At 72.7% G+C, this 26537-nt stretch carries 23 protein-coding genes and 1 riboswitch; of the genes, 14 read left to right on the forward strand and 9 right to left on the reverse strand.

Going from position 1 to position 26537, the window contains the following annotated elements; all coding sequences use genetic code 11:
• Positions 1 to 436: 436 nt before the first annotated feature.
• The gene (locus AB0J57_RS25110) at positions 437 to 1489 is read left to right on the forward strand and encodes an XRE family transcriptional regulator (protein ID WP_366130525.1); all 1053 of its coding nucleotides are present in this window, start codon (positions 437 to 439) and stop codon (positions 1487 to 1489) included.
• A 151-nt stretch (positions 1490 to 1640) separates the two neighbouring features.
• Positions 1641 to 2630, forward strand: a complete 990-nt coding sequence (locus tag AB0J57_RS25115) for a malate dehydrogenase (RefSeq protein WP_366130526.1) — start codon at positions 1641 to 1643, stop codon at positions 2628 to 2630.
• A 12-nt stretch (positions 2631 to 2642) separates the two neighbouring features.
• Here AB0J57_RS25115 and AB0J57_RS25120 read toward each other — a convergent pair whose 3' ends face one another.
• The gene (locus AB0J57_RS25120) at positions 2643 to 3800 is read right to left on the reverse strand and encodes an acyltransferase (RefSeq protein ID WP_366130527.1); all 1158 of its coding nucleotides are present in this window, start codon (positions 3798 to 3800) and stop codon (positions 2643 to 2645) included.
• Positions 3801 to 3906: 106 nt separating this feature from the next.
• Here AB0J57_RS25120 and AB0J57_RS25125 point away from each other — a divergent pair, with 106 nt between their 5' ends.
• From AB0J57_RS25125 to AB0J57_RS25155, 7 genes are all read left to right on the forward strand, one after another.
• Positions 3907 to 4161 (forward strand): helix-turn-helix transcriptional regulator, encoded by a 255-nt coding sequence (locus AB0J57_RS25125; RefSeq protein WP_126886202.1) that lies wholly within the window; start codon positions 3907 to 3909, stop codon positions 4159 to 4161.
• Positions 4158 to 4691: a hypothetical protein gene (locus tag AB0J57_RS25130; RefSeq protein WP_366130528.1), complete on the forward strand. Its 534-nt coding sequence runs from the start codon at positions 4158 to 4160 to the stop codon at positions 4689 to 4691. Before AB0J57_RS25125 ends, AB0J57_RS25130 begins: the two co-directional genes overlap by 4 nt.
• Positions 4692 to 4826: 135 nt before the next feature.
• A complete protein-coding gene (locus AB0J57_RS25135; RefSeq protein ID WP_366130529.1) occupies positions 4827 to 6311 on the forward strand; it encodes an aldehyde dehydrogenase family protein in 1485 nt (494 codons plus the stop codon).
• Between the two features lie 19 nt (positions 6312 to 6330).
• Positions 6331 to 7857, forward strand: coding sequence for a GMC family oxidoreductase N-terminal domain-containing protein (locus AB0J57_RS25140; protein WP_366130530.1), 1527 nt, complete (start codon positions 6331 to 6333; stop codon positions 7855 to 7857).
• Positions 7857 to 8936, forward strand: coding sequence for a glycine betaine/L-proline ABC transporter ATP-binding protein (locus tag AB0J57_RS25145; protein WP_366130531.1), 1080 nt, complete (start codon positions 7857 to 7859; stop codon positions 8934 to 8936). The genes AB0J57_RS25140 and AB0J57_RS25145 overlap by 1 nt, the downstream gene beginning before the upstream one ends.
• Positions 8933 to 10828, forward strand: coding sequence for an ABC transporter permease subunit (locus AB0J57_RS25150; protein WP_366130532.1), 1896 nt, complete (start codon positions 8933 to 8935; stop codon positions 10826 to 10828). Before AB0J57_RS25145 ends, AB0J57_RS25150 begins: the two co-directional genes overlap by 4 nt.
• A 2-nt stretch (positions 10829 to 10830) precedes the next feature.
• On the forward strand, positions 10831 to 11787 hold the full coding sequence (locus AB0J57_RS25155; protein WP_366130533.1) for an ABC transporter substrate-binding protein: 957 nt from the start codon (positions 10831 to 10833) through the stop codon (positions 11785 to 11787).
• A 3-nt stretch (positions 11788 to 11790) separates the two neighbouring features.
• Here AB0J57_RS25155 and AB0J57_RS25160 read toward each other — a convergent pair whose 3' ends face one another.
• The 3 genes from AB0J57_RS25160 to AB0J57_RS25170 all read right to left on the reverse strand — a co-directional run bounded on the left by AB0J57_RS25160 (position 11791) and on the right by AB0J57_RS25170 (position 15745).
• Positions 11791 to 14601 carry a SpoIIE family protein phosphatase gene (locus AB0J57_RS25160; RefSeq protein ID WP_366130534.1) on the reverse strand — a complete coding sequence of 937 codons (2811 nt, stop codon included), beginning with the start codon at positions 14599 to 14601 and terminating at the stop codon, positions 11791 to 11793.
• 45 nt (positions 14602 to 14646) lie between these two features.
• On the reverse strand, positions 14647 to 15144 hold the full coding sequence (locus AB0J57_RS25165) for an SgcJ/EcaC family oxidoreductase (RefSeq protein ID WP_366130535.1): 498 nt from the start codon (positions 15142 to 15144) through the stop codon (positions 14647 to 14649).
• Between the two features lie 94 nt (positions 15145 to 15238).
• Positions 15239 to 15745, reverse strand: a complete 507-nt coding sequence (locus tag AB0J57_RS25170) for a DinB family protein (RefSeq protein ID WP_366130536.1) — start codon at positions 15743 to 15745, stop codon at positions 15239 to 15241.
• 125 nt (positions 15746 to 15870) lie between these two features.
• On the opposite strand from AB0J57_RS25170, the gene AB0J57_RS25175 reads away from it, so the two are divergent.
• Positions 15871 to 16932, forward strand: a complete 1062-nt coding sequence (locus tag AB0J57_RS25175; protein ID WP_366130537.1) for a GNAT family N-acetyltransferase — start codon at positions 15871 to 15873, stop codon at positions 16930 to 16932.
• Here the strand turns inward: AB0J57_RS25175 and AB0J57_RS25180 are convergent.
• Positions 16911 to 17636: an isocitrate lyase/phosphoenolpyruvate mutase family protein gene (locus AB0J57_RS25180; protein ID WP_366130538.1), complete on the reverse strand. Its 726-nt coding sequence runs from the start codon at positions 17634 to 17636 to the stop codon at positions 16911 to 16913. The genes AB0J57_RS25175 and AB0J57_RS25180 overlap by 22 nt on opposite strands.
• Positions 17633 to 18157, reverse strand: a complete 525-nt coding sequence (locus AB0J57_RS25185; protein WP_366130539.1) for a carboxymuconolactone decarboxylase family protein — start codon at positions 18155 to 18157, stop codon at positions 17633 to 17635. The genes AB0J57_RS25180 and AB0J57_RS25185 overlap by 4 nt, the downstream gene beginning before the upstream one ends.
• 47 nt (positions 18158 to 18204) lie before the next feature.
• On the opposite strand from AB0J57_RS25185, the gene AB0J57_RS25190 reads away from it, so the two are divergent.
• Complete coding sequence (locus AB0J57_RS25190) at positions 18205 to 19653, forward strand: PLP-dependent aminotransferase family protein (protein WP_366130540.1); 1449 nt, start codon at positions 18205 to 18207, stop codon at positions 19651 to 19653.
• Positions 19654 to 19657: 4 nt separating this feature from the next.
• On the opposite strand, the gene rocD is transcribed toward AB0J57_RS25190, so the two are convergent.
• Positions 19658 to 20860 carry an ornithine--oxo-acid transaminase gene (gene rocD / locus AB0J57_RS25195; RefSeq protein WP_366130541.1) on the reverse strand — a complete coding sequence of 401 codons (1203 nt, stop codon included), beginning with the start codon at positions 20858 to 20860 and terminating at the stop codon, positions 19658 to 19660.
• Positions 20861 to 20968: 108 nt separating this feature from the next.
• Positions 20969 to 21060, forward strand: a riboswitch (ZMP/ZTP riboswitch).
• Positions 21061 to 21096: 36 nt separating this feature from the next.
• On the opposite strand from rocD, the gene glyA reads away from it, so the two are divergent.
• The 3 genes from glyA to AB0J57_RS25210 all read left to right on the forward strand — a co-directional run bounded on the left by glyA (position 21097) and on the right by AB0J57_RS25210 (position 24296).
• Positions 21097 to 22374 (forward strand): serine hydroxymethyltransferase, encoded by a 1278-nt coding sequence (glyA, locus tag AB0J57_RS25200; RefSeq protein WP_366130542.1) that lies wholly within the window; start codon positions 21097 to 21099, stop codon positions 22372 to 22374.
• 150 nt (positions 22375 to 22524) lie between these two features.
• Entirely contained in the window at positions 22525 to 23538 is a 1014-nt protein-coding gene (gene trpS, locus AB0J57_RS25205) for a tryptophan--tRNA ligase (RefSeq protein WP_366130543.1), read from the forward strand.
• A 167-nt stretch (positions 23539 to 23705) separates the two neighbouring features.
• Positions 23706 to 24296 carry a 2'-5' RNA ligase family protein gene (locus tag AB0J57_RS25210; RefSeq protein ID WP_366130544.1) on the forward strand — a complete coding sequence of 197 codons (591 nt, stop codon included), beginning with the start codon at positions 23706 to 23708 and terminating at the stop codon, positions 24294 to 24296.
• 3 nt (positions 24297 to 24299) lie between these two features.
• Here AB0J57_RS25210 and AB0J57_RS25215 read toward each other — a convergent pair whose 3' ends face one another.
• Positions 24300 to 25061, reverse strand: a complete 762-nt coding sequence (locus tag AB0J57_RS25215) for a decaprenylphospho-beta-D-erythro-pentofuranosid-2-ulose 2-reductase (RefSeq protein WP_366130545.1) — start codon at positions 25059 to 25061, stop codon at positions 24300 to 24302.
• A 24-nt stretch (positions 25062 to 25085) separates the two neighbouring features.
• Positions 25086 to 26453 (reverse strand): FAD-binding oxidoreductase, encoded by a 1368-nt coding sequence (locus AB0J57_RS25220; protein ID WP_366130546.1) that lies wholly within the window; start codon positions 26451 to 26453, stop codon positions 25086 to 25088.
• Between the last annotated feature and the right edge of the window lie 84 nt (positions 26454 to 26537).

Raw genomic sequence — 26537 nt, forward strand, 5'->3', positions numbered from 1 at the left:
CCTCGGCCGTGAGTCCCCGATGTGAGTCCCGACGCGAGCCCTCGACGCGAGCCGCGCCGCTGTGACTCGCGTCATGCGGGTCGCGGCGCCCATCCTCTCCCCCGAGCAGGACGGGCGCCGTGACCTGCGTATGAGCGTCATGCACGCGCCAAGCTCGATCAAGGTATGTCCGGGGCCTGTGGCACGGAGGTGACCATTCCGGCATGGTGTGATCGACCCGCAACGGATGCGAAACTGGGGCGGCACTCAGGACAAGGGCGCGTAAGGGGGCACGCCCATGTTCCGAATGCGCCCGTGCGCCCCCGCTTCAGGAACTGTCATCCTGGCTCCGCGCATCCCTCTCGGTGGACACCTTGGTGAGCTCCGGGAGGCGTCAGGGGGGGGCACACAGCGCGGGGAGCACATCAGGCACGTACCGGGGGACAAGGGGGAGGCAATGCCTCGTTGGAAGGCGCTACCGGAGGAACTCGACCCGCAGGTCAAGGAGTTCGCGAGTCAGTTGCGCCGGCTGGTTGACCGCAGCGGGCTCAGCATCGCGGCGGTCTCGGACCGCACCGGTTACAGCAAGACGTCGTGGGAGCGCTATCTGAACGGGCGGCTCCTCGCGCCCAAGGGGGCGATCGTCGCGCTGGCCGAGGTCACCGGGACGAACCCGGTGCACCTCACGACCATGTGGGAGCTCGCGGAGCGCGCCTGGAGCCGCGCCGAGATGCGCCACGACATGACGATGGAGGCCATACGGATCTCCCAGGCGCGCGCCGCGCTCGGTGAGTTCGGCGGCGACGCCGGGCCGGGCGCCGACGGCTCGTCACGGGTGAAGGCGGCCCCGGGCCCCGACCGCGGTGCCCACCGCGCGCCGGCCGGCCGCCCGTCCGTCATACCGCCCGACGGCGGTCCCAACGGCCCCGCCCGCCGCGGCCCGGCCGCCCCGCCCGCGCCGCCCACCGCGCCCGCGCGCGCACAGGCCCGGGCCGCCCGGGGCGGGGGCAAGAACAAGGCGACCCTGTTCCTCGCCGGTGTCGTCGGCGCCCTGCTGGTGATAGCCGCGGCCGTCCTGCTGACCGACCTCGGCGGCGGCGGCGACGAACCCGCGAAGAACGTCGCCCAGTCGCCGTCGGCCACGCCCAGCACCAGCGCCTCCAAGTCGCTGCCCGCCGGGGTGAAGTGCAGCGGCGACGACTGCACCGGCCAGGACCCGGAGGCCATGGGCTGCGGCGGCCAGTACGCCACGACGACCGGCTCCGCGACGGTCGGCACGACGAAGGTCGAGGTCCGCTACAGCGAGACGTGCGGGGCGGCCTGGGCCCGTATCACCCAGGCGGTGGCCGGGGACAAGGTCACGATCAGCGCGGGCGGCGAGACCCAGAACGGCTCAGTGAAGATCGACAAGGACGCGTACACGCCGATGGTCGCGGCGGCCGACGGCACCGAGCCGAAGGCCTGCGCCACGCTCGCGAACGGCACGAAGGGCTGCACGGGGGAGCAGTGAGCCGAGACACAAGGGGGCGGGGGTTGAGGGGGGTCCGGGTCGGATAGCCTGACCGCTGGATATCTCTTCACGTCGAGACACCGATCGATCAGGAAGGATGTCCAGCACCAGGGGCACGGCCCCACCGCCAGTCTGTCTTACGGAGATCGCCATGACCCGCACTCCCGTGAATGTCACCGTGACCGGCGCGGCCGGCCAGATCGGTTACGCGCTGCTCTTCCGCATCGCCTCCGGCCACCTGCTCGGCGCGGACGTGCCGGTCAAGTTGCGCCTCCTGGAGATCCCGCAGGGCCTCAAGGCCGCCGAGGGCACCGCCATGGAGCTCGACGACTGCGCCTTCCCGCTGCTGCGCGGTATCGAGATCACCGACGACCCGAACGTGGCCTTCGACGGTGCGAACGTCGCCCTCCTCGTCGGCGCCCGCCCCCGCACGAAGGGCATGGAGCGCGGCGACCTCCTGGAGGCCAACGGCGGCATCTTCAAGCCGCAGGGCAAGGCCATCAACGACCACGCCGCGGACGACATCAAGGTGCTGGTCGTCGGCAACCCGGCCAACACCAACGCGCTCATCGCGCAGGCCGCCGCCCCGGACGTACCGGCCGAGCGCTTCACCGCGATGACCCGTCTGGACCACAACCGCGCGCTGTCGCAGCTCGCGAAGAAGGCCGGCTGCCAGGTCTCCGACATCAAGAAGCTGACGATCTGGGGCAACCACTCCGCCACCCAGTACCCGGACATCTTCCACGCGGAGATCGCCGGCAAGAACGCCGCCGAGGTCGTCAGCGACCAGGCGTGGCTGGCCGACGAGTTCATCCCGACCGTCGCCAAGCGCGGCGCGGCCATCATCGAGGCCCGTGGCGCCTCCTCGGCCGCCTCCGCCGCGAACGCCGCGATCGACCACGTCCACACGTGGGTCAACGGCACCGCCGAGGGCGACTGGACCTCCATGGCCATCCCGTCCGACGGCTCCTACGGCGTCCCGGAGGGCCTGATCTCCTCCTTCCCGGTCACCTGCAAGGACGGCAAGTACGAGATCGTCCAGGGCCTGGACATCAACGAGTTCTCGCGCACGCGCATCGACGCCTCGGTGCAGGAGCTCACCGAGGAGCGCGACGCGGTTCGCGGCCTGGGCCTGATCTGACACACGAACACCTCACCGCCCCCGGTAGCTCTCCCGCTGCCGGGGGCGCGGTGTTTCCGCATCGGCCCCGGGGCCCAGGTACGGGCGGCGCAGCCGCAGGAAGGGCAGTTCGATGGCGTGGTACGTCACGAACGACACCGCGACCGTCAGCGGCAGGGCCACCAGCAGCGTGACCAGGAAGGCGCACCACACGGGCGGCAGCCCGCCCGGGAACCACCGGGACCCCCACTCGCCGATCACCGTCAGCACCATGAAGTGCGTCAGGTAGACCGAGAAGCTGACCTCCCCGAGCCGGGCCGCGCCCCGTGAGAGCCACCCACCGCGGCTTTGCCGGACGCTCGCCACGTACACCGCCACCACCAGCGCCCACACCGCGCCCTCCGCACTGCTCCAGGCCAGCTTCAGCGGGCTGTCGGAGACGAACCCGTGGACCTGGTTGAAGGACCAGAGCAGGCCCAGCGCCAGGGCCGCCGCGACCGGCGGCAGCCACCGGGCCCGCAGCCGGCCCGGGTGGTGGACGTACACCCAGGCGGCCAGCATCCCGAGCAGGAACTGGTCGATCCGCCCGGCCAGGCCCAGGTACAGCGACGCCGTGTGCGGTTCGGGCGCCGGGCTGCTGAGCCACACCAGCGCCCGCAGCAGTGACACCGCCGCCAGCAGTCGCAGCAGGGCGCCGGGCCCGCGCTCGCCGAGGAGCCGGACCAGCAGCGGGAAGACCAGGTAGAACTGCATCTCCACGCACAGCGTCCAGAAGACGCCCCCGTACGGCTGGGTCGGCGTCGCGAACGTCAGGACGCGCACCAGGTCCTGGAACGTGGGCAGGGAGACCTGCGTGGCCAGGCCGAGGACGGCGACGACCAGGTAGAGCGGGTAGATGCGCAGCAGCCGGTTGGTGAGGAAGCGGCCGTAGCGGATGGGCCTGCCGTACGCGCCGACGGTGAAGATGAAGCCGGACAGGACCATGAACAGGGCCACGCCCGTGTGGCCCTCGAAGACGAGCGTGGCGGCCGGGTTGGCCGAGTAGAGCCAGTCCGTCGCGGGGACGAAGCGGCGGCCCTCGATGCGCGCGCTGAGCAACTGGCACCCGTGGTAGAGGACGACGAGCACGGCGGCGACGGCCCGCAGGTGGTCGACGGGGGCGAGGTAGACGCGGTCGTCGCTGCTGCGCATGGACGCACCCTAGGTCCGCGCGGGCGCCCCGCCGGGGAGCGACGCCCGGACCGGTCATCCATTCGGATCATTGCGAAAGTGCTAATGAATGTAGTACTTCTTATACATGAGTGAGCAGGTGCACAACAGGCTGGCCGTGGTGAGGGCGGAGCGGAAGGTGTCGCGCCAGGCACTGGCCGACGCCCTGGGCGTCCACTACCAGACCATCGGCTACATCGAGCGGGGGCAGTACAACCCGAGCCTCGACCTGGCGCTGAAGGCCGCCAGGTACTTCGGGCTTCCGGTGGAGGCGCTGTTCTCCCTGGAGCCGTTCCAGCCGCTCACCGACGAGATCTACGGGGCACACGGGAGGAAGCAGTGACCATCACCGCGACGCGCAACGACCGGCGCATGTACATGATCATGAACCAGGACGCCGGGACCGCCATGCACGCCACCGCCGCACGGCGGCGGCTGGTCGTCGGGGCGCACATCGCTCTGACCGTGGCGTCGGTGGCCGCCTGGCTCGGCGCCGTGCACGGGGTCTCCGTCTGGTACGCGTTCGCGATACTCGCCCTGCTGGCGCCCTGGTGCGTGGCGATGGGCGTCATCAACGGCTCCACCCGCGGGCTGCTTCAGTTGCGCGGCCACATGCTGGACGAGCGCCAGCTCGTGGAGCGGGACCGGGTCCGGGCCATCGCGCACCGGATCACCGTCGGGCTGCTCTTCGCCGGGGCGGCCGGGACGGGGCTCGCCACGTGGCTCGGCGAGGTCCGCTTCGACGGCGCCCTGCTGTTCCCGGCGCTGTTCGCGCTGCTGGTCACGCACTGGCTGCTGCCCTCGTGGGTGGCCTGCCTGCGGGTGCAGGACGACGCCCCCGACGAGGTGGAGGAAGCCCTGCACGGCAACTGAGCGCGACCGCCCGGCTACCCACGCCGGGAGTGAGCAAACCCACTTTCGCGCATGCTTTCCGCCCCCCGGGGCAGGGACCCCGGTCGCCGACCACCGTCGGTGACGAAAAGATCGGGAACGGAAGGCAAACGCGACGTGTCGGACCAACAGACCATCCACGTGGGCGGAGAGTGGCGAGCAGCGGCCACCGGCGCCACGCGCGAGATCCTCGACCCCGCCGACGCCACGACCCTCGCGGTCGTCGCGGAAGGCGGGGCCGAGGACACCGACGCCGCGATCGCCGCCGCCCGCACCGCGTTCGACCAGGGCTCCTGGCCCCGCACGCCGGTCGCCGAGCGGGCCGCGCTGTTGCGCCGCGTGGCCGACCTGCTCCAGCGCGACCGCGAGCAGATCGGCCTGCTGGAGAGCCGCGACGCCGGCAAGACCCTCGAAGAGGGCCGCGTCGACGTCGACTGCGTCACCGACGCCTTCCGGTACTTCGCCGACCTCGTGATGAACGAGAGCGGCGGCCGGGTCGTCGACGCCGGATCGCCCGACATCCACAGCGTCGTCGTCCACGAACCCGTCGGCGTCTGCGCGCTGATCACGCCGTGGAACTATCCGCTCCTCCAGGCGAGCTGGAAGATCGCCCCGGCGCTGGCCGCGGGCAACACCTTCGTGATCAAGCCGAGCGAGATCACCCCGCTCACCACCGTCGCCCTCATCCGGCTCCTCGCCGAGGCCGGTCTCCCGGCCGGCGTCGCCAACCTCGTCACCGGCCCCGGCGACCCCGTCGGCGCCCGCATGTCCGAACACCCCGACGTGGACCTGGTGTCCTTCACCGGCGGACTCGTCAGCGGTACGAAGGTGATGCGCGCCGCCGCCGACAGCGTCAAGAAGGTCGCCCTCGAACTGGGCGGCAAGAACCCCAACGTCGTCTTCGCCGACGCCTGTGCCACCGACGAGGGCTTCGACACCGCCGTCGACCAGGCGCTCAACGCCGCGTTCATCCACAGCGGCCAGGTCTGCTCCGCCGGCTCCCGGCTCATCATCGAGGAGTCGCTGCGCGAGCGGTTCGTCACCGAACTCGCCCGCCGCGCCGAGAAGATCCGCATCGGCCGGGGCACCGACAAGGGCGTCGAGTGCGGCCCCCTCGTCTCCGCCCAGCAGCTCGCCCGCACCGAGGAGTACGTCGCCTCCGCCCTCGCCGAAGGCGCCGTCCTCCGGGCCGGCGGCGAACGGCCGCAGGGGCCCGGCTTCTTCTACCGCCCCACCGTCCTCGACCGCTGCCACCGCGGGATGCGCGTCGTCCGCGAAGAGGTCTTCGGCCCGGTCCTCACCGTCGAGACCTTCCGCACCGAGGACGAGGCCGTCACCCTCGCCAACGACACCGAGTACGGGCTCGCCGGCGGTGTCTGGTCCGCCGACCCCGGCCGCGCCCGCCGCGTCGCCGGGCGGCTGCGCCACGGCACCGTCTGGATCAACGACTTCCACCCCTACCTGCCGCAGGCGGAGTGGGGCGGCTTCGGCAAGAGCGGCATCGGCCGCGAACTGGGCCCGGCCGGGCTCGCCGAATACCGCGAGACCAAGCACGTCTACCAGAACCTCGCCCCGCGCCCCGTGCGCTGGTTCGCGGGCTGAGCAGGGAAACGAACGCACCATGAATGAGCACACCACGTACGACTACGTCATCGTCGGCGGCGGCACCGCCGGCAGCGTCATCGCCCACCGCCTCACCGCGAACCCCGACGTCACCGTCGCCGTCATCGAAGGCGGCCCGTCCGACGTCGACCGCCCCGACGTCCTGACGCTGCGCCGCTGGATGGGCCTGCTCGGCGGCGACCTCGACTACGACTACCCCACCACCGAGCAGCCGCGCGGCAACTCCCACATCCGGCACAGCCGCGCCCGCGTCCTCGGCGGCTGCTCGTCGCACAACACCCTCATCTCCTTCAAACCGCTGCCGTCCGACTGGGACGAGTGGGAGGAGGCCGGGGCCGAGGGCTGGAACGCCGCGGCCATGGACCCGTTCTTCGACAAGCTCCTCAACAACATCGTCTCGGTCGACGAGAAGGACCGGAACGCCATCGCCCGCGACTTCGTCGACGCCGCCCAGGCCGCGCTCGGCGTCCCGCGCGTCGAGGGCTTCAACAAGAAGCCGTTCCACGAGGGCGTCGGGTTCTTCGACCTCGCCTACCACCCGGAGAACAACAAGCGCTCCTCCGCCTCGGTCGCGTACCTCCACCCGATCATGGACGAGCGCCCCAACCTCCACCTGATGCTGGAGACCTGGGCGTACAAGCTGGAGCTGGACGGCACGCGTGCCACCGGCGTCCACGTCCGTGCCAAGGACGGCACCGAGCGGCTCGTCACCGCCCGGCGCGAAGTCCTCGTCTGCGCGGGCGCCGTGGACACCCCCCGGCTGCTGCTGCACTCCGGCATCGGCCCGGCCAAGGACCTCGAAAAGCTCGGCATCCCCGTCGTCCACGACCTTCCGGGCGTCGGCGAGAACCTGCTCGACCACCCCGAGTCGGTCATCGTCTGGGAGACCAACGGCCCCATCCCGGAGAACTCCGCCATGGACAGCGACGCGGGCCTCTTCGTGCGCCGCGACCCCGAGTCCAAGGGCCCGGACCTGATGTTCCACTTCTACCAGATACCGTTCACTGACAATCCGGAGCGGCTGGGCTACGAACGCCCCGCCCACGGCGTGTCGATGACCCCGAACATCCCCAAGCCGCGCAGCCGTGGCCGCCTCTACCTCACCAGCGCGGACCCCGAGGTCAAGCCCGCCCTCGACTTCCGGTACTTCACCGACGAGGACGACTACGACGGCCGCACCCTCGTCGACGGCATCCGCATCGCCCGCGAGATCGCCAAGGCCGAGCCGCTCGCGAGCTGGCTCAAGCGCGAGGTCTGCCCCGGCCCCGAGGTCACCGGCGACGAGGAGCTGAGCGAGTACGCCCGCAAGGTCGCCCACACCGTCTACCACCCCGCCGGCACCTGCCGCATGGGCGCCGTGGACGACGAACAGGCCGTCGTCGGCCCCGACCTGAAGATCCGTGGGCTCGACGGCATCCGCATCGCCGACGCGTCCGTCTTCCCGACCATGCCCGCCGTCAACCCGATGATCGGGGTGCTGATGGTCGGCGAAAAGGCAGCCGAACTACTGGGAGGTGGTGCCTGATGAGTACGACCCAGGTCGACATGACCCCCGTCTTCTCCGTCGAGAACCTGTGGAAGGTCTTCGGCCCCAAGGCCGACCGCGTACCCGGTTCCCCCGGGCTCGCCGGCCTCCCCGCCGCCGAACTGCGCGAACGCACCGGCTGCACCGCCGCCGTCCGGGACGTCTCCTTCGACGTCCGCAAGGGCGAGGTGTTCGTCGTCATGGGCCTGTCCGGCTCCGGCAAGTCCACCCTCGTACGCTGCCTGACCCGGCTCATCGAGCCGACCTCCGGCACCGTCGCCATCGACGGCGAGGACATCCTGTCCATGGACAAGTCCCGGCTGCGTGAACTGCGCCGCCACCGGGCCGCCATGGTCTTCCAGCACTTCGGCCTGCTGCCGCACCGCTCGGTCGTCGACAACGTCGCCTACGGGCTCGAAATCCAGGGCATGAGCCGCGCCGAACGGCGCGCCAAGGCCGCCGAGGTCGTCACCAAGGTCGGCCTGGAAGGCATGGAGGACCGCAAGCCCGGCCAGCTCTCCGGCGGCCAGCAGCAGCGCGTGGGCCTCGCCCGCGCCCTCGCCGTCGACCCCGAAGTGCTGCTGTTCGACGAGCCGTTCAGCGCCCTCGACCCGCTGATCCGGCGCGACATGCAGGAGGAGGTCATCCGGCTCCACCGCGAGGAGGGCCGCACGATGATCTTCATCACCCATGACCTCAACGAGGCGCTGCGCCTGGGCGACCGCATCGCGCTGATGCGCGACGGCCGCATCGTCCAGCTCGGCACGCCCGAGGAGATCGTCGGCTCGCCCGCCGACGACTACGTACGCGACTTCGTGCGGGACGTGCCGCGCGAGCAGGTCATGACCGTGCGCACCGCCATGCGCCCGCCGTGCGACGGCGACGCCGACTCCGGTCCGGCCGTCGCGCCCGGCGCGACCGTATCCGAGGCCATCGAGGCGGTCGCCCGCAGCGGCGGCCCCGTACGCGTCGTCGACTCCGGCCGCTGCGTGGGCGTCGTGGACCACGAGGGCCTGCTGTCGGTCGTTGCCGGTGTCCCGGTCGGGGGCCCGGCCGCCCTGGGGAAGGCGGCGGCATGACCGCAGCCGTGACCGCCCCCGCGCGGCCCCGCCTGCCGGTCGCCGCCCGCAGGTACTGGCCGCTGGCCGCCGTCCTCGTCCTGGCCCCCATCGGGCTGCTCCTCGCCGGCGGCGGCAGTTGGCCCGCCGCCCTCTCCGTCGACCTGTCCGGGCCGCTCGGCACCGCCAGCGACTGGATCGTCGACAACCGCGACAGCCACCCGCTGTTCCTGTACTTCTTCGGGCACGTCAGCAACGCCGTCGTCCTGTCCGTGCGCGCCGTCTACCTGGTGCTCCTCGCCGCCGGCTGGGCCGGCGTCACCGCCGTGGCCGGCATCCTCGCCTGGCGCGTCGCGGGCCTCCGGCTGGGCGTGACCACCGTCGCCGCGTTCGCCGTGTGCGGGCTGCTCGGCATGTGGGTGCCCACCATGCAGACCCTCGCCCTCATGGTCGTCGCGGTGGCCGCGTCCGTCGTGCTGGGCGCGCTGCTCGGCCTCGGCGCCGGGCTGTCGGACCGTACGTACCGGGCGCTGCGCCCCGTCCTCGACACCATGCAGGTGCTGCCCGCCTTCGCGTACCTGCTGCCGGTCGTCCTGGTCTTCGGCATCGGCGTCCCCGCCGCCGTCCTCGCGACCGTCGTGTACGCCGCCCCGCCCATGGCCCGCCTCACCGCGCTCGGGCTGCGCGGCGCCGACCCCGGCGTGCTGGAGGCCTCCGCCTCGCTCGGCGCCACCGGCAAGCAGCGGCTGCTGACCGCCCGCCTGCCGCTGGCCCGCAAGGAACTGCTCCTCGGCGTCAACCAGTCGATCATGATGGCCCTGTCGATGGCGGTCATCGCGTCCGTCATCGGCGCGGGCGGCCTCGGCGACCGCGTCTACCAGGCGCTCGCCTCCGTCGACGTGGGCGCCGCCCTCGCCGCCGGCATCCCGATCGTGCTGCTCGCGGTCGTGCTGGACCGCACGGCGACCGGCGCGCGTGCCGTACGCGGCCGGGACTGGGCGGCCTGCGGCGTGGCCGTGCTGGCCGCCGCGGTGACCGGCCGGCTGGCCGGCGGGCTCACCTGGCCCCAGGCGTGGCACGTCGACATCGCCGAGCCCGTCAACCGCGCCGTCGACTGGATGACCGCCCACCTCTACTCGGGCGTCCCCGTCATCGGCGGCACCGCCGACTGGGCGGCCCACTTCACCGGGTGGGTCCTCGACCCCGTACGCGACGGGCTCCAGGCGCTGCCCTGGTGGTCGCTGCTGCTGGTGGTCGGCGTGCTGGCGCTGCTCGTCGGCACCTGGCGCACCGCGCTGACGGCCGTCGCCGCGATGGGCGCCATCGGGGTGCTCGGGGTGTGGGACGCGTCGCTCGACACCCTCTCCCAGGTGCTGGCCGCCGTCGCGGTCACCCTCGTCCTGGGCTTCGCCATCGCGGTCGCGGCGGCGCGCAGTTCACGTGTCGAACGGCTTCTGCGCCCGGTCCTGGACGTCTTCCAGACCATGCCGCAGTTCGTGTACCTGATCCCGGTGGTCGCGCTGTTCGGCGTGGGCCGCGCCCCGGCGGTCGCCGCCGCCGTGGTGTACGCCCTGCCCGCCGTCGTCCGCATCACCACCCAGGGCCTGCGCGGCGTCGACCCCGTCGCGCTGGAGTCCGCCCGCTCGCTGGGCGCCACCGGCTGGCAGCAACTGCGCCAGGTCCAGCTCCCGCTCGCCCGCCCGGCGCTGCTGCTGGCCGTCAACCAGGCGGTCGTCCTCGTCCTCGCCGTCGTCATCATCGGCGGCCTGGTCGGCGGTGGCGCGCTCGGCTACGACGTGGTGTTCGGCCTCGCCCAGGGCGACCTGGCGACCGGCCTGGTCGCGGGCGCCGCGATCGTCTGCCTGGGCCTGATGCTCGACCGGGTCACCCAGCCGACCGGAAAGGAGGCCTGAGCATGCGTAAGCGCATCATGGCCCCCCTGATCGCCGCCGTGACCCTGCTGCCCCTGGCCGGCTGCGGCGCGGCCGACATGACCAAGCAGGCGTCCCCGTACGCCGCCGCCCAGGGCACCAAGACGGTCACCCTGTCCGTCCAGTCCTGGGTGGGCGCGCAGGCCAACGTGGCCGTGGCGAAGTACCTGCTCGAACACGAGCTGGGCTACCGCGTCGACACCGTCCAGGTCGACGAGATCCCCGCCTGGGACGCCCTCAGCCAGGGCCGGGTGGACGCCCTCCTGGAGGACTGGGGCCACCCGGAGCAGGAGCAGCGGTACGTCAACGACAAGAAGACCATCGCGCGCGGCGGGGACCTGGGCGTGACCGGCCACATCGGCTGGTTCGTCCCCACGTACTTCGCCAAGGCGCACCCGGACGTCACCGACTGGAAGAACCTCAACAAGTACGCCGACCAGCTCCGCACGGCCGAGAGCGGCGGCAAGGGCCAACTGCTCGACGGCTCCCCGTCGTACATCACGAACGACAAGGCGCTGGTGAAGAACCTGGGCCTGGACTACAAGGTCGTCTTCGCGGGCTCCGAGGCGGCGCAGATCACCCAGATCAAGCAGTTCGCCAAGGAGAAGAAGCCCTTCCTGACGTACTGGTACAAGCCCCAGTGGCTCTTCGAGAAGGTCCCCATGACGGAGGTGAAGCTCCCCGCCCACAAGAAGGGCTGCGACGCCGACCCGAAGAAGGTCGCCTGCGCCTACCCGCACACCCCGCTCCAGAAGTTCCTCAACGCCGACTTCGCCAAGAAGGGCGGCAAGGCGGCCGCCTTCCTGAAGAACTTCCGCTGGACGACGGAGGCCCAGAACGACGTGTCCCTGATGATCGCCGAACAGAAGCTCTCGCCCGAGGAGGCCGCCGAAAAGTGGGTCAAGGCCAACGAGCCGACCTGGCGGGCGTGGCTGCCGTAGGGGCTAGAGGTCGTCGAACATGGCCAGGAGGGACTGCTCGTCCGGTTCCGGGGCGTGGCGCTGGTCGGTGGGCGGGACCTGTTCGGCCCAGACCGTTTTGCCTTGGGGCATGAAGCGGGCGCCCCAGCTCTTGGTGAACTGGGCCACCAGGAAGAGGCCGCGGCCGCCCTCTTCGGTGGTGGCCGCGCGGCGGATGCGGGGGGAGGTGTTGCTGCGGTCGGAGACCTCGCAGATCAGGGAGCCGTCGCGGAGCAGGCGGAGGCACACCGGGCCCTGGCCGCCGTAGCGCACGGCGTTGGTGACCAGCTCGCTGACCACCAGGCCGGTGCTGAAGTCCAGGTCCGTCAGGCCCCATTCGGCGAGTTGGTGGTGCGTCAGGGACCGCGCCTCGGCCACCACCGAGGGGTCCGAGGGCAGCTCCCAGGAGGCGACCCGGTCGGTGGGCAGCGCGTGGACGCGGGCCAGGAGCAGGGCCACGTCGTCGCGGGGGCCGTCGGGCAGGAGGGTGGCCGTGACCCGGTCGCAGATGCGCTCGAGTGACGGTTCCGGTCCGGTGAGCGCGGTCAGGAGCTGCTTGGTGCGGGCGTCGGTGTCGGTGTCGCCGAAGCCGCGGCTCTCCTTGAGCAGGCCGTCGGTGTACAGCGCCAGCAGGCTGCCCTCGGGCAGATCGGCGGTGGCCGGTTCGTACGGCTGGAGCCCGCCGAGCCCCAGGGGCGGACCGGCCGGCAGGTCGAGCAGCCGGGGCGGGCCGTCCGGTGGCAGCAGCGCGGGCGGCGGGTGACCGGCCCTGGCGGCCGTGCAGTGGCAGGACACCGGGTCGTACACGGCGTACAGGCAGGTCGCCGCCGTGGCGGGGTCCTCCTCGTGGGCCGGGCCGGACGTACGGCTGACCAGGTCGTCCAGGTGGCTCAGCACCTCCTCGGGCGGCAGGTCCATGGCGGCCAGGGTGTGCACCGCCGTCCGCAGCCGGCCCATGGTGGCCGCCGCCTGGAGGCCCTGACCGGCCACGTCCCCGACCACCAGGGCCACGCGCATCCCCGACAGCGGGATGGCGTCGAACCAGTCGCCGCCCACACCCGCCCGGGCGTCCGCGGGCAGGTAGCGGGAGGCGACGTCGACGGCCGTCAGCCGGGGCGTCTCGCGCGGCAGCAGGCTCCGCTGGAGGGTGAGGGATGCCTGGTGCTCCCGGCTGTAGCGGCGGGCATTGTCCACGCTGATCGCGGCCCTCGCCGCCAGCTCGCCCGCCAGGGTCAGGTCGTCCTCCTCGTACGGCCTGGTCCTGCCGCGCCGGTAGAACCCCGCCAGGCCCAGCACGGCGCCCCCCGCGCGCAGCGGGGCGCCCAGGTAGGAGTGCACGCCCTCGCCGAGCAGGTCGATGGGGTGCTCGTCGCCGGCCGGGGGCCCGGTCAGGGCGGCCGTCAGCACCGCGTCCGCGACCGGCCGGCCGCCGGCCAGGCACCGGGCCTGCGGGGTGCCGGGCGGGTAGGCGACCCGCTCGCCGAGGCGGCCGATCCGCGCGTCACGGGAGTCCTCGCCGGCCCAGACCGCCGCCCGGCGCAGCGCCGCGCCGGTGACCTCGTCCCCGGCCGGGGACTCCTCGCCCGCCAGGGCGCTCTCGACCAGGTCGACCACGACGACGTCGGCGAAGCGCGGTACGGCGATCTCGGCCAGCTCCTCGGCGGTGCGCCGTGCGTCCAGGGTGGTGCCGAGGCGGGCGCCCGCCTCGTTCAGCAGCGCCAGCCGCCCGCGCGCCTCGGCGGCCAGGCGGCCGACGCCCGGCTCGCCCACCAGCAGCAGCCACGCGTCGGCCCCGTCCGCCTCCTCGGCCGATTCGCGGGGCACGTCCGGCGGTTGCCGCAGCAGCGGTACGTCACGGCCGTCCGGCGCGGTCGCGGTGGCCCCCGTACCGGCGAGGCCGGCGGCGCGGGCGCCGGTGCCGGTATCACCCGCGTCCCGGAAGGTGACCTCCACGGCCGCGCCCTCCGCGTCGCCGTGGTGCAGTTCCCGGCGGCGCAGCGTCGCCACACGGCCGCCGCCCAGCGACACCTCGGCGAACGTCTCGTCGCTGGAGGAGATCAGCTCGATGGCGTTCTCCAGCAGCGCCAGCCGCTCCTCCGGGGCCAGCCGGGGCGCCGCCGCGCCGAGGGGGGTGAGTTCGCCGGAGCCGAGGCGCAGCTCGGCGTGCTCGCCGCGCTCCCTGGCGCGGAGGAAGGAGCTCATCAGGTTGCGCTCGCGGGCCGTGCTCAGTTCCAGCAGGCGTTCCGCGATGCGGTCGGTGGCGTCCTGGAGGGCGAGCGCCATGCCCGGCCGGGCCATTTCCCGGGGTATGGAGAGGTTGACCGCGCCCTGCACGGTGCCGCCCACGGGGTCGCGCACCGGGGCGGCCATGCAGGTCAGTTCCTTGAGGTTGTGGAGGAAGTGCTCCTGGCCGACGACCACGAAGGGTGACCGGGTGCTCAGCACCATGCTGACGCTGCTGGTGCCCATGAACCGCTCGTCGACATTGGCGCCCGGCACCAGCGAGGCGGCGTCCATGAGCTCCAGCCCGTCGGGGTCGCCCCGCCGGTCCACGATGTTCGCCTTGGCGTCGGCCAGCGTCACCGTGACGGGCAGCCCCGAGAACCGCTCGCACAGGTGCTCCAGCACGGGTGCGGCGGCTCTGATGAGCCGGGAGTCCGGATCGAGGTCGCTCTCGACCGGCAGGGCGGCGCCGCCCTCGGTGTCGATCCCCAGCGACTTCGAGCGCTGCCAGGAGGCGAGGATCTCCGGACGCACTCCGTCGTCGCGTGGCCTCTGCTCACCGCGATCGTCCACATAACCAGGATAATCGGGCGAATCGCCCCGCGCGGTTCCGCCTGGTCAGCCCGCGGCGAGCGTCTCCGGGTCGATGACCTTGGTGTTCTGCGCGGCGGCGACCCGCCATACGCCGTCGTCCTTGGCCAGGACGTACAGCGGGGTGCCGGGCACCGCGTCAGGGTTGGCGGCCACCAGCGACTCCGGGTCCGCCTGCCCCTGGAACACCTCGTCCAGCCGCTTCCCGTCGCGGGTGACCGGCCGCTGGCGCACCTTGACCGCGGCGACGTCGGGGCGCACGAACAGGATGTGCTCGACCTCGTAGGTGGCGGTCACGTCGTGGTCGATCGTGCCGGGCAGGACCTTGTGCGTGAAGGCGCTGATCTCCTCGTACCCGGTCAGCCGCTTCCCGTGGGCGGTGGTCCAGAACGCGTCCTGGCGGAACCCGCTCATGAACGCGTCGGGCAGGGCGTTCTGCTGCGCGTGCTGCACGCCGGCGACGAACGCGACGATGGCGTCCACGTCTGCCTGCGGGACGGCGACGCCGGTGACCTGAGGGCTCATGATGTCTCTCCAAGCGGCTGAGAGTTCGTTACGGAGTTCGTTACGGCGAACAGCCTCCGACCTCAAGTGCGGTCGATGTCAACGCGCTTGGGGATCACGGCCCGACCGTGCCGTCGACGCCCTCGCGGAGGAAGTCCGCGTGGCCGTTGTGGCGGGCGTACTCGTGGATCAGGTGCAGCATGACGTGGCGCAGGGACACGTCGACGTTCCAGCGGGCGTTGTGGCCGGTGACGTCGAGCGACGGGGCCGACTCCTCGATGCGGCGGGCGTGTTCGACCTCCTCCTGCCAGGCGGCGAACGCCTCCGAGCGGGTGGACGCCGTCGCGTCGTACGCCACCTGGTAGTCGCCCTCGGGCGACCAGACGAGCGGAACGTCCTCGCCGTTGATGGTCCGGCGGAACCAGGCGCGTTCCACCTCGGCCATGTGGCGGACCAGGCCCAGCAGGGAGAGCGTCGACGGCGGCATCGAGCGGCGGCGCAGCTCCTCGTCGGACAGGCCGTCGCACTTCATGGCGAGGGTGGCGCGGTGGTAGTCCAGGAAGGCGCGCAGCATCCCGCGTTCGTCGCCGACCAGCGGCGGGTCGATGCGTTCGGTGGTCACGGATCAATCCCTTCGAAGGGCACGTGCGTACGGATCCCAGGATGGATCACACGCCACAGCGCGGCCCAGCGGTTATCCGCGAAAACCGGTGGCTCCGCCGGGCGTACGGCCGTAGGGTCGCGGCCATGACGATCACGGCGGCACAGGACGTCGACGAAGCGGTCGCCGTCGCCGCCCGCGCTCTGCGTGAGGTGGCGGACCGGGACTGGACCGGCGCGGCGGCCGGGCTGGAGTGGAGCTGCTACGACACGGCGGTCCACGTCGCCGACGACTTCATCGGCTACGCCACCCAGTTGACCGGCCGGGCCACCGACTCCTACGCCCCCTTCGAGATCAGCGCCGGGCCCGGGGCCACGCCCGCCGGGCTGGTCCGCGTCATCGAGGCGACCGGCGGGCTGCTGTCCGCCGCCGTGCGCACCACGCCCGACGACGTACGGGCCTGGCACCCGTACGGCATGGCCGGGCCGGGCGGCTTCGCGGCGATGGGCGTCGTCGAGGCGCTGCTCCACACGTACGACATCCTCGGCGCCCTCGGCGTCCCCGGCTGGCGGCCGCCCGGTCACCTGCCCGCCCGCGTCCTGGACGCCCTCTTCCCGCACGTCCCGCGCACGGACGACCCCTGGCGGACCCTGCTCTGGGCGACGGGCCGGGCCGAGCTGGACGACCGGCCGCGCCCGGCCGTCTGGCGCTGGTACGCCGACCCGGTGGCCGCCGGACGCCTGGTGCTGTGCGAGGTCTCCCCGCACGTCGCGGCCGACCTGCACGGCGGCGGCACCGGTGGCTTCGCGTGGGCCGACGGCGGGCCGCCGGAGGGCACCCGGTTCGCCGCCGGCATGGTGACCGAGGCCGGCGAGGCGGGGACGTACCGCCCCGGCTGGGGCACGTACGCCATCGTCCGCGCCTCCGACCGCCGCGCGGTGGGCGCCATCGGCTTCCACGCCGCCCCGGACGCCGACGGCCGCGCGGAGATCGGCTACGACCTGGTGGAGGGCGCCCGCGGCCACGGCTACGCCACCGAGGCCGTGCGCGCCCTCACCGACTGGGCCCTCGCCCGGCCGGGGGTGACCGTGCTGCGCGCCACCGTCGACCACGGCAACACCCCCTCGCACGGCGTCGTCACCCGCGCCGGCTTCACCAAGGCCGCCGAGGACGGCGACAACACCGTCTACGAGCTGCGCCGCACCTGAGCGGCGATGTCCCGCACCGCGTCCATCGCGCGGTGCAGCAGCCCCGGGCCGAACGTGATCCGCGAGGCACCCAGCCGGCCCAGCTCGGCGACCGGCGGGCCGCCGGGGGACGGGGCCACGTTGATGGGCCCGTCGATCCGCGCCCGGAGCGCCGGAATGTGCTCGGGCGGCACGCCGATGGGGTAGACGCAGTCGGCGCCCGCCGCCACGTACAGCCGCGCCCGGGCGATGGCGTCCTCCGGGTCGGTCAGGCCCCGGATGAAGGTGTCCACGCGGGCGTTGACGAACAGGTGGCCGCCCGCCTCCGCCCGTACCTCCGCCAGCCAGTCGGCGTGTGCGCGCGGGTCCCTGAGCGTTCCGGCGCGGGAGTCCTCCAGGTTCACGCCCACCGCGCCGGCGTCCAGGACGCGGGCGACCAGTTCCTTGGGCGCCAGCCCGTAGCCGCCCTCCACGTCCGCCGACACGGGGACGGACACCGCGCGGGTGATCCGGGCGACGGCCGCGAACATCTCGTCGGCGGGCGTCGCCCCGTCCTCGTACCCGAGCGACGCCGCCACCCCCGCGGACGGCGTGGCGAGTGCCGGGAACCCGGCCTCCTCGAAGGCCCGGGCGCTGGCCGCGTCCCACGGGCCGGGCAGGACCAGGGGCTCCTCGGGGGCCCGGCCGTGGTGCAGGGCGCGGAAAGCGGCGACGGCGTCCGTCACTTGGCCGTGCCCTTGAACTGGCCCGGGGTGTAGTGGCCCGGCACCATGCGGGTGGAGACGGCGAACCGGTTCCAGGCGTTGATGACGGTGATCGCGGCGATGAGCTGGGCCAGTTCGGTCTCGTCGAACTGCTTGGCGGCCTTCTCGTACACCTCGTCCGGCACGAAACCGTCCGTCAGGACGGTGATCGCCTCGGTGAGTTCGATCGCCGCCAGCTCCTTCTCGGTGTAGAAGTGCCGCGACTCCTCCCAGGCGCTGAGCTGGACGATCCGCTCGACCGACTCACCGGCCGCCAAGGCGTCCTTGGTGTGCATGTCCAGGCAGTAGGCGCAGTGGTTGAGCTGCGAGGCACGAATCTTCACCAGCTCCAGCAGGACCGGGTCGACGCCCTGCCGGGCGGCCGCGTCCAGCCGGACCATGGCTTTGTAGACGTCGGGTGCCTGCTGGGCCCAGGCGAGGCGGGGGGTGTGCTCGGTGGCGTACTCGGCGGTCGTCGTCTCAGTCGTCTCTGTCGTCGTCATGGCTATGACCCTACGGGGATTGTGGCGCAGGGGTATGGTCCACTTCCATGACGGATTCCTGGGCCACTTTCGGGGCCGACCTGCATGTGGAGCTACGCGGCCCGGGGCTGCGGTCCGGCCTGATGGACGCGCTGCGGGAGGCCGTCCGGACCGGGCGGCTCGCCCCCGGGACGCGGTTGCCGTCCTCCCGGTCGCTCGCCGCCGACCTGGGCATCGCCCGCAACACGGTCGCCGACGCGTACGCCGAACTCGTCGCCGAGGGCTGGCTCACCGCCCGGCAGGGCTCCGGCACGCGCGTGGCCCGGCGTGCCGCCCCGCGCCCCGGCCCGGGCACGGGGGTACGCGGCGGGTCGCGCGGCGCGTCACGCGGGGGTGCCCAGGCCGGCCCCGTGCCGGTCCGGCGCCCGCCGGTCCGCCGCCCCGCCGCGCACACCCTGCACCCCGGCACGCCCGACCTCGGATCGTTCCCGCGCGGCGAGTGGCTCAAGGCGGCCCGCCGCGCTCTGACGTCCGCCCCGCACGAGGCGTTGGGGTACGGCGAACCGCACGGCCGCATCGAGCTGCGTACCGTCCTCGCCGACTACCTGGCACGGGCCCGGGGCGTGTACGCCCACCCCGACCGCATCGTCGTCTGCTCCGGCTTCGTCCACGGGCTGCGCCTGATGGCCCAGGTGCTGCGCGGGCGCCAGGTGCGGGACGTCGCCGTCGAGTCGTACGGGCTCGACATCCACTGGAACCTGCTCACCGAGGCCGGTCTGCGCACGCCCGCGCTGCCGTTCGACGAACACGGCACGCGCGTCGGCGCGTTGGGCCGCCAGGGCGCGGTGCTGATGACGCCCGCGCACCAGTTCCCGCTCGGGGGCGCGCTGCCGCCGGACCGGCGCGCCGAGGTCGTGGACTGGGCGCGGCGGACGGGCGCGCTGATCCTGGAGGACGACTACGACGGCGAGTTCCGCTACGACCGCCAGCCGGTCGGCGCCCTCCAGGGCCTGGACCCCGAGCGCGTGGTCTACCTCGGTACGGCGAGCAAGTCGCTGACGCCCGGGCTGCGGCTGGGGTGGATGGTGCTGCCGGAGGCCCTGGTGGGGGACGTACTGGCGGCGAAGGGCCACTCCGAATGGGTGTCGAGCGCGCTGGACCAGCTCACGCTGGCGGAGTTCATCCGCTCGGGCGCGTACGACCGGCACGTGCGGGGCATGCGGCTGCGCTACCGCCGGCGGCGCGACCAGCTCGTGGCCGCGCTCGCCGAGCGGGCGCCCGACATCCGCGTCACCGGCATCGCGGCCGGCCTCCACGCCGTACTCGAACTCCCGCCCGGCATGGAGCGGTCCGTCGTCCAGTCCGCCGCCTGGCAGGGCCTGGCCGTCCAGGGCCTGGACCGCTTCCGCCACCCGGACGTCCCGCCCGGCCGCGATGCCCTGGTGGTGGGCTACGCCACCCCGACCGACAGCGCCTGGGCGGGCGCCCTGGACGCCCTGTGCCGCGCGTTGCCCTGAACCGTCAGCGCAGCACCTGGCGCAGTTGCTCCAGGCCCCAGTCCAGGTCCTCCTTGCTGATCACCAGGGGCGGGGCGATGCGGATGGTCGAGCCGTGGGTGTCCTTCACGAGGACCCCGCGGTCCATCAGCTTCTCGGAGATCTCCCGCCCCGTGCCCAGGCTCGGCACGATGTCCACGCCGGCCCACAGGCCACGGCCGCGCACCGCCTCCACGGCGCCGCCGCCCACCATGAGCCCCAGCTCGTGGTGGAGGTGGTCGCCCAGCTCGGCCGCGCGCTGCTGGTACTCGCCGGTGCGCAGCATGGCCAGCACCTCCAGCGCCACCGCGCACGCCAGCGGGTTCCCGCCGAACGTCGACCCGTGCTCGCCCGGCCGGTGGACCCCGAGCACCGCCGCGCTCGACACGACCGCCGACACCGGTACGACTCCGCCGCCCAGCGCCTTGCCCAGCAGGTACATGTCCGGGACCACGCCCTCGTGTTCGCACGCGAACGTCCGGCCCGTGCGCCCCAGGCCCGACTGGATCTCGTCCGCGATGAACAGCACGTCCCGGCGCCGGGTCAGCTCCCGGACCGCCGGCAGATACCCGGGCGGCGGCACCAGCACCCCGGCCTCGCCCTGGATCGGCTCCAGCAGCACGGCCACGGTGTTGTCCGTCATGGCCTCGTCCATCGCCGTCAGGTCCCCGTACGGCACGATCTCGAACCCCGGCGTGTACGGGCCGTGGTCCGCCCGCGCCTCGGGGTCGGTGGAGAAGCTGATGATGGTGGTCGTGCGGCCGTGGAAGTTGTTCGCCGCCACGATGATCTTCGCCATGCCGTCCGGCACGCCCTTGACGCGGTAACCCCACTTGCGGGCGGTCTTCACGGCGGTCTCCACCGCCTCCGCCCCGGTGTTCATCGGCAGCACCATCTCCATGCCGCAGAACTCGGCGAGCCGCGTGCAGAACTCGGCGAACCTGTCGTGGTGGAACGCCCGCGACGTCAGCGTCACCCGCTCCAACTGCGCCTTCGCCGCCTCGATCAGCCGCCGGTTGCCGTGGCCGAAGTTGAGCGCCGAGTAGCCGGCGAGCATGTCGAGATAGCGCCGCCCCTCGACGTCGGTCATCCAGGCACCCTCCGCCGACGACACGACGACGGGCAACGGGTGGTAGTTGTGCGCGCTGTGCGCCTCGGCGGAAGCGATCGCGTCTTGTGTGCTCGACACGGGATCTCCGTTCGTCCTGCGGCGTGGGGCGGGAGTGGCGCCTCTTTCTATCGTCGCTCGACATGCGGACGAAGAAACCTCGCGCCCCGGGTGGCGGCTAGGCTAAGGGATACGCGCGGCGACTGGCGTACGGGGAAGCGACCCCGGGGGAGCCGTGCGCGGCAGACCACACGAGGGTGCCGCCCGCCTGGGCACCCGGAGACCTCGTCCGTGCTGCCGGCCCCCTGGAGGACGCCATGACCAGCCTTCCCCTTCCCGCCCACCACCCGGCCCTGTCCGCCTCCGATCCCGAACTGGCCGCGCTCGTCGGCGCGGAGGAGCGGCTCCAGGCCGAGACCCTGCGGCTGATCCCGAGCGAGAACTACGTCTCGCACGCCGTCCTGGAGGCCTCGGGCACCGTCCTCCAGAACAAGTACAGCGAGGGCTACGCCGGCCGGCGCTACTACGAGGGCCAGCAGAACATCGACCAGGTCGAGCTGCTCGCCATCGGCCGGGCCAAGGCCCTCTTCGGCGTCGACCACGCCAACGTCCAGCCCTACTCCGGCTCCCCGGCCAACCTCGCCGTCTACCTCGCCTTCGCCGAGCCCGGTGACACCGTGATGGGCATGGCCCTCCCCATGGGCGGTCACCTCACCCACGGGTGGGGCGTCTCCGCGACCGGCAAGTGGTTCCGGGGCGTGCAGTACGGCGTACGCCAGGACACCGGGCTCATCGACTTCGACGAGGTGCGCGACCTCGCCCTCAAGGAGCGCCCCAAGGTCATCTTCTGCGGCGGCACCGCCCTGCCGCGGACCATCGACTTCGCGGCCTTCGCGGAGATCGCCCGTGAGGCGGGTGCCGTCCTGGTCGCCGACGTCGCCCACATCGCCGGCCTGATCGCCGGTGGCGCGCACCCCTCGCCGGTGCCGCACGCGGACGTGATCTCCACGACCACCCACAAGACCCTGCGCGGACCGCGCGGCGCGATGCTCATGTGCCGCGAGGAGCACGCCAAGGCCATCGACAAGGCGGTCTTCCCCGGGCTCCAGGGCGGCCCCCACAACCAGACCACCGCCGCCATCGCCGTCGCCCTCCACGAGGCGGCCCAGCCCTCCTTCCGGGACTACGCCCACCAGGTCGTCGCCAACGCCAGGGCCCTCGCGGAGGCGCTCCTCGCCCGCGGCTTCGACCTGGTCTCCGGCGGCACGGACAACCACCTGATCCTGATGGACCTCACCCCCAAGGACGTGCCGGGCAAGGTCGCCGCGAAGGCCCTGGACCGGGCCGGGATCGTCGTGAACTACAACACCGTCCCCTACGACCCGCGCAAGCCCTTCGACCCCTCCGGCATCCGCATCGGCACCCCGTCGCTCACCTCCCGGGGTCTCGGTACGCAGCACATGGCGGCCGTCGCCGACTGGATCGACCGGGGCGTCGCCGCCGCCCGCACCGGCGACGAGGACGCCCTCGCCACGATCCGCGCCGAGGTCGCCGCCCTGATGGCCGAGCACCCGGCCCCCGGCATCCCGGCGTAACGCGCCCCGTCGGCGCCCCGGCCGCGACACCGCCGGGGCGCCGAGCGCGCTGTGTTCCTCGTCTCATTCATGACGCCTCGTTCACGGTGACCGCCGCGGTCGCCCGCATCCGTTCCCGAGCTGTCGGTGGCACCTGAGAGAATGAGGAACATGGCCTCTGATCGTCCTCGTGTGCTCTCCGGAATCCAGCCCACCGCCGGCTCGTTCCACCTCGGCAACTACCTCGGCGCGGTCCGTCAGTGGGTCGCGCTGCAGGAGACCCACGACGCCTTCTACATGGTCGTCGACCTGCACGCGATCACCGTCCCGCAGGACCCGGCCGAGCTGCGCGCCAACACCCGGCTCGCCGCCGCCCAGCTCCTCGCCGCCGGCCTCGACCCGGAGCGGTGCACGCTCTTCGTCCAGAGCCACGTCCCCGAGCACGCCCAGCTCGCCTGGGTCATGAACTGCCTCACCGGCTTCGGCGAGGCCTCCCGCATGACCCAGTTCAAGGACAAGTCCGCCAAGCAGGGCCTCGACCGCGCCACGGTCGGCCTGTTCACGTACCCGGTCCTCCAGGTCGCCGACATCCTGCTGTACCAGGCCAACGAGGTCCCGGTCGGCGAGGACCAGCGCCAGCACATCGAGCTCACCCGCGACCTCGCGGAGCGGTTCAACGCCCGCTTCGGTGAGACGTTCACGGTCCCGGCGCCGTACATCCTGAAGGAGACCGCGAAGATCTACGACCTTCAGGACCCCTCGGTCAAGATGAGCAAGTCGGCCTCCACCCCGAAGGGCCTGATCAACCTGCTCGACGAGCCGAAGGCGACCGCGAAGAAGGTGAAGAGCGCGGTGACCGACACCGACACCGTGATCCGCTTCGACCCCGAGAACAAGCCGGGCGTCAGCAACCTGCTGACGATCATGTCCACCCTCACCGGCACCTCCGTCCCCGACCTGGAGCGGAGCTACGAGGGCAAGCTGTACGGCGCGCTGAAGACCGACCTCGCCGAGGTCATGGTCGACTTCGTGACCCCGTTCAAGACCCGCACCCAGGAATACCTGGACGACCCCGAGACGCTGGACTCCATCCTGGCCAAGGGTGCGGAGAAGGCCCGCGCGGTCGCCGGCGAGACGCTCGCGCAGACGTACCAGAAGGTGGGTTTCCTGCCCGCCAAGCACTGAAGCCAAGCACGGAAACCGGCGCGGGCGCCGGTGCGTGTCCGCACAGCACCGGCACACCACCGGCGCTGCTCCGGTGCCGGATCCAACGACTCTGGCCACACGACGGGTCCAGCCGCCACACTGGCGGCTGAAGCCGATGACTGGACGACTGAACTGAGGAGAACGACGTGGGGACCGTAACGCTCGGCGTTTCGATCGCGGTCCCGGAGCCGTACGGCAGCCTGCTCCAGGAGCGGCGCGCGGGCTTCGGTGATCCCGCCGCGCACGGCATCCCCACGCACGTCACGCTGCTCCCGCCGACCGAGGTCGAGGCGGCGCGGCTGCCCGCGATCCGGGCGCACCTCGCCGAGGTCGCCGCGGCCTGCCGGGCGTTCCCCATGCGGCTGTGCGGTACGGGGACCTTCCGCCCGCTGTCGCCGGTCGTCTTCGTCCAGGTCGTGGAGGGCGCGGCGGCCTGCTCCTGGCTCCAGAAGCGGGTCCGTGACACCTCGGGCCCGCTGGAGCGGGAACTCCAGTTCCCGTACCACCCGCACGTCACCGTGGCGCACGGCATCGCCGAGGACGCGATGGACCGGGCGTACGAGGAGCTGGCCGACTTCGAGGCGTCGTGGACCGTCGGCTCCTTCGCCCTGTACGAGCAGGGCGCGGACGGGGTGTGGCGGCAACTGTCCGAGTACGAGTTCGGCGTCGGCCGCCCGGCACCCTCCGTGCCCGCCCAGGGCTCACCCGTCGACGAACCGGCCACCACGAGGACGTAGGGCTCACAGCGGCAGGCGGCGGAAGACCGGGCGTGGCAGGTGCCGGAGGGCCGCCATCACCACGCGCAGCGCGCCCGGCACCCACACCGTCTCCGACCGGCGCCACAGCCCCAGCTCGATCGCGTACGCCACCGCCTCCGGCGTGGTCGCGAGCGGCGCCTCGGCCAGCCCGGCGGTCATCCTCGTCCGTACGAAGCCGGGCCTGACGACCATGACGTGGACGCCCGTGCCGTGCAGGGCGTCACCCAGGCCCTGGGCGAAGGCGTCCAGCCCGGCCTTGCTGGAGCCGTAGATGAAATTGGCGCGCCGGGCGCGCTCGCCGGCCACCGACGACAGCACGACCAGGGAGCCGTGGCCCTGATCCTGGAGTGCGCCGGCGCAGATCAGCCCGGCGGAGACGGCACCGGTGTAGTTGGTCTGGGCGACCTGGACGGCGGCGAGCGGCGTCGCCTCGTCGTGCGCCTGGTCGCCCAGGACGCCGAAGGCGAGCAGCACCATGTCGATGTCGCCCTCCGCGAAGATCTTCCCGAGGGTCTCCTCGTGCGAGGCCGGGTCCAGCGCGTCGAACGGCACGGTGTGGACGACGACACCGGCGCGCAGCTCCCGGAGGGACGCGGCGGCGGCGTCCAGGGCGGGGGAGGGGCGGCCGGCCAGCCAGACCGTGCGCGTACGGCGGGCGATCAGCCGGCGGGCGGTGGCGAGGGCGATCTCGGACGTGCCGCCGAGGACGAGCAGGGACTGGGGGGCGCCGAAGGCGTCCTTCATGACGACGTACTCCTTGCGTCGGGGCTACATGCCGAGGCGGCGGGCGAGGTCCGAGGTGAACACCGAGCGCGGGTCCAGCTCGGCGCGGAGGGCGAGGAAGTCCGGCAGCCGCGGGTACATGGCGCGCAGCGCGTCCGGGCGCAGCCGCGAGTCCTTGGCGAGGTAGACGCGCCCGCCCGCGCCCGCGACCTCCTCGTCGAGCTCGTCCAGGAACGTGCCGAGGCCGCTGAGCCCGGCCGGGATGTCCAGCGCCAGCGTCCAGCCCGGCATGGGGAAGGAGAGCCAGCCGGGGTCGCCCTCCCCGAACCGTTTCAGGACGGCCAGGAACGAGGGGCAGCCCCGGCGCGCGATGCGGCGCACGATGCGGCGCAGGGTGTCCTCCCGCCCGTACCCGACGACGAACTGGTACTGGACGAAGCCGCCGCGCCCGTACACCCGGTTCCAGTGCGGGACGCCGTCCAGGGGGTGGAAGAAGGCGGACAGGCGCTGGAGCTCGCCGGTGCGGTGGCGGGGCGCCTTGCGGTACCAGAGCTCGTTGAACAGCCCGACGGTCGCGCGGCTGAGCAGCCCCTGGGGTACGAAGGCGGGGGCGGCCGGCAGCCTGCCGGGGCGGAAGGCGAGCGGGTCGCGCCGCAGCCGGGCCGGGAGCGCGTCGTAGGGGGCGTGGTCGCCGCGCGTGAGGACGGCGCGGCCGGTGGCGGCGCCGCGCGCGAGGAGGTCGATCCAGGCGACGGAGTAGCGGTAGCCGTGGTCGTTGGCGGTGAGGCGGGCCATCAGGTCGTCGAGGTCGGCGGCGCGTTCGGTGTCGACGGACATCAGGGACGTCTCGACGGGGAGGAGCTGGACGGTGGCGGAGAGGATCACCCCGGTCAGGCCCATGCCTCCGGTGGTGGCGTCGAACAGGTCGGTGCCCGGGACGACGGTGCGGATCGTGCCGTCTGCGGTGAGGAGGTCGAAGGCGCGTACGTGGCGGCTGAAGGAACCGGAGACGTGGTGGTTCTTGCCGTGGATGTCGGCGCCGATGGCTCCGCCGACGGTGACGTAGCGGGTGCCGGGGGTGACCGGGACGAACCAGCCGAGCGGCAGCAGCACCTCCATCAGGCGGTGCAGGCTGACGCCCGCGTCGCAGACCACGACGCCCGCGTCCGCGTCGATGGAGCGGATGCGGGCGAGGGCGGTCATGTCGAGTACGGCGCCGCCGGCGTTCTGCGCCGCGTCGCCGTAGGCGCGGCCGAGGCCCCGTGCGATGCCCCCGCGCGTGCCGCAGGCCCGGACGGCCGCGGCGGCCTCCTCGTAGCTGCGGGGACGCAGGACGCGGGCGACGGTGGGGGCGGTGCGGCCCCAGCCGGTCACCGGCTCGGCGGGCTCGGCGGAGGTGTCGACGTGAGACATGAATGCGACCGTATCGCCGAGGTTGTCACGTTTGACGGGTTTGTCGGTCGAGTCGCCCGGCTCGCCGAAATGGGTGATTAAACG

This window comes from Streptomyces sp. NPDC049837, from assembly GCF_040674455.1.
In the GTDB taxonomy this organism is placed as follows: domain Bacteria; phylum Actinomycetota; class Actinomycetes; order Streptomycetales; family Streptomycetaceae; genus Streptomyces.

Bases quoted from the DNA above. Each gene is read 5' to 3' on its own strand.
- trpS (WP_366130543.1), top strand. From the start codon at position 22,525: ATGGCCTCTGATCGTCCTCGTGTGCTCTCCGGAATCCAGCCCACCGCC.
- AB0J57_RS25175 (WP_366130537.1), top strand. From the start codon at position 15,871: ATGACGATCACGGCGGCACAGGACGTCGACGAAGCGGTCGCCGTCGCC.
- AB0J57_RS25220 (WP_366130546.1), bottom strand. From the start codon at position 26,453: ATGTCTCACGTCGACACCTCCGCCGAGCCCGCCGAGCCGGTGACCGGC.
- AB0J57_RS25125 (WP_126886202.1), top strand. From the start codon at position 3,907: ATGAGTGAGCAGGTGCACAACAGGCTGGCCGTGGTGAGGGCGGAGCGG.
- AB0J57_RS25190 (WP_366130540.1), top strand. From the start codon at position 18,205: ATGACGGATTCCTGGGCCACTTTCGGGGCCGACCTGCATGTGGAGCTA.
- AB0J57_RS25120 (WP_366130527.1), bottom strand. From the start codon at position 3,800: ATGCGCAGCAGCGACGACCGCGTCTACCTCGCCCCCGTCGACCACCTG.
- AB0J57_RS25215 (WP_366130545.1), bottom strand. From the start codon at position 25,061: ATGAAGGACGCCTTCGGCGCCCCCCAGTCCCTGCTCGTCCTCGGCGGC.
- AB0J57_RS25185 (WP_366130539.1), bottom strand. From the start codon at position 18,157: ATGACGACGACAGAGACGACTGAGACGACGACCGCCGAGTACGCCACC.
- AB0J57_RS25145 (WP_366130531.1), top strand. From the start codon at position 7,857: ATGAGTACGACCCAGGTCGACATGACCCCCGTCTTCTCCGTCGAGAAC.
- AB0J57_RS25155 (WP_366130533.1), top strand. From the start codon at position 10,831: ATGCGTAAGCGCATCATGGCCCCCCTGATCGCCGCCGTGACCCTGCTG.
- AB0J57_RS25115 (WP_366130526.1), top strand. From the start codon at position 1,641: ATGACCCGCACTCCCGTGAATGTCACCGTGACCGGCGCGGCCGGCCAG.
- glyA (WP_366130542.1), top strand. From the start codon at position 21,097: ATGACCAGCCTTCCCCTTCCCGCCCACCACCCGGCCCTGTCCGCCTCC.
- AB0J57_RS25140 (WP_366130530.1), top strand. From the start codon at position 6,331: ATGAATGAGCACACCACGTACGACTACGTCATCGTCGGCGGCGGCACC.
- AB0J57_RS25165 (WP_366130535.1), bottom strand. From the start codon at position 15,144: ATGAGCCCTCAGGTCACCGGCGTCGCCGTCCCGCAGGCAGACGTGGAC.
- AB0J57_RS25150 (WP_366130532.1), top strand. From the start codon at position 8,933: ATGACCGCAGCCGTGACCGCCCCCGCGCGGCCCCGCCTGCCGGTCGCC.
- AB0J57_RS25110 (WP_366130525.1), top strand. From the start codon at position 437: ATGCCTCGTTGGAAGGCGCTACCGGAGGAACTCGACCCGCAGGTCAAG.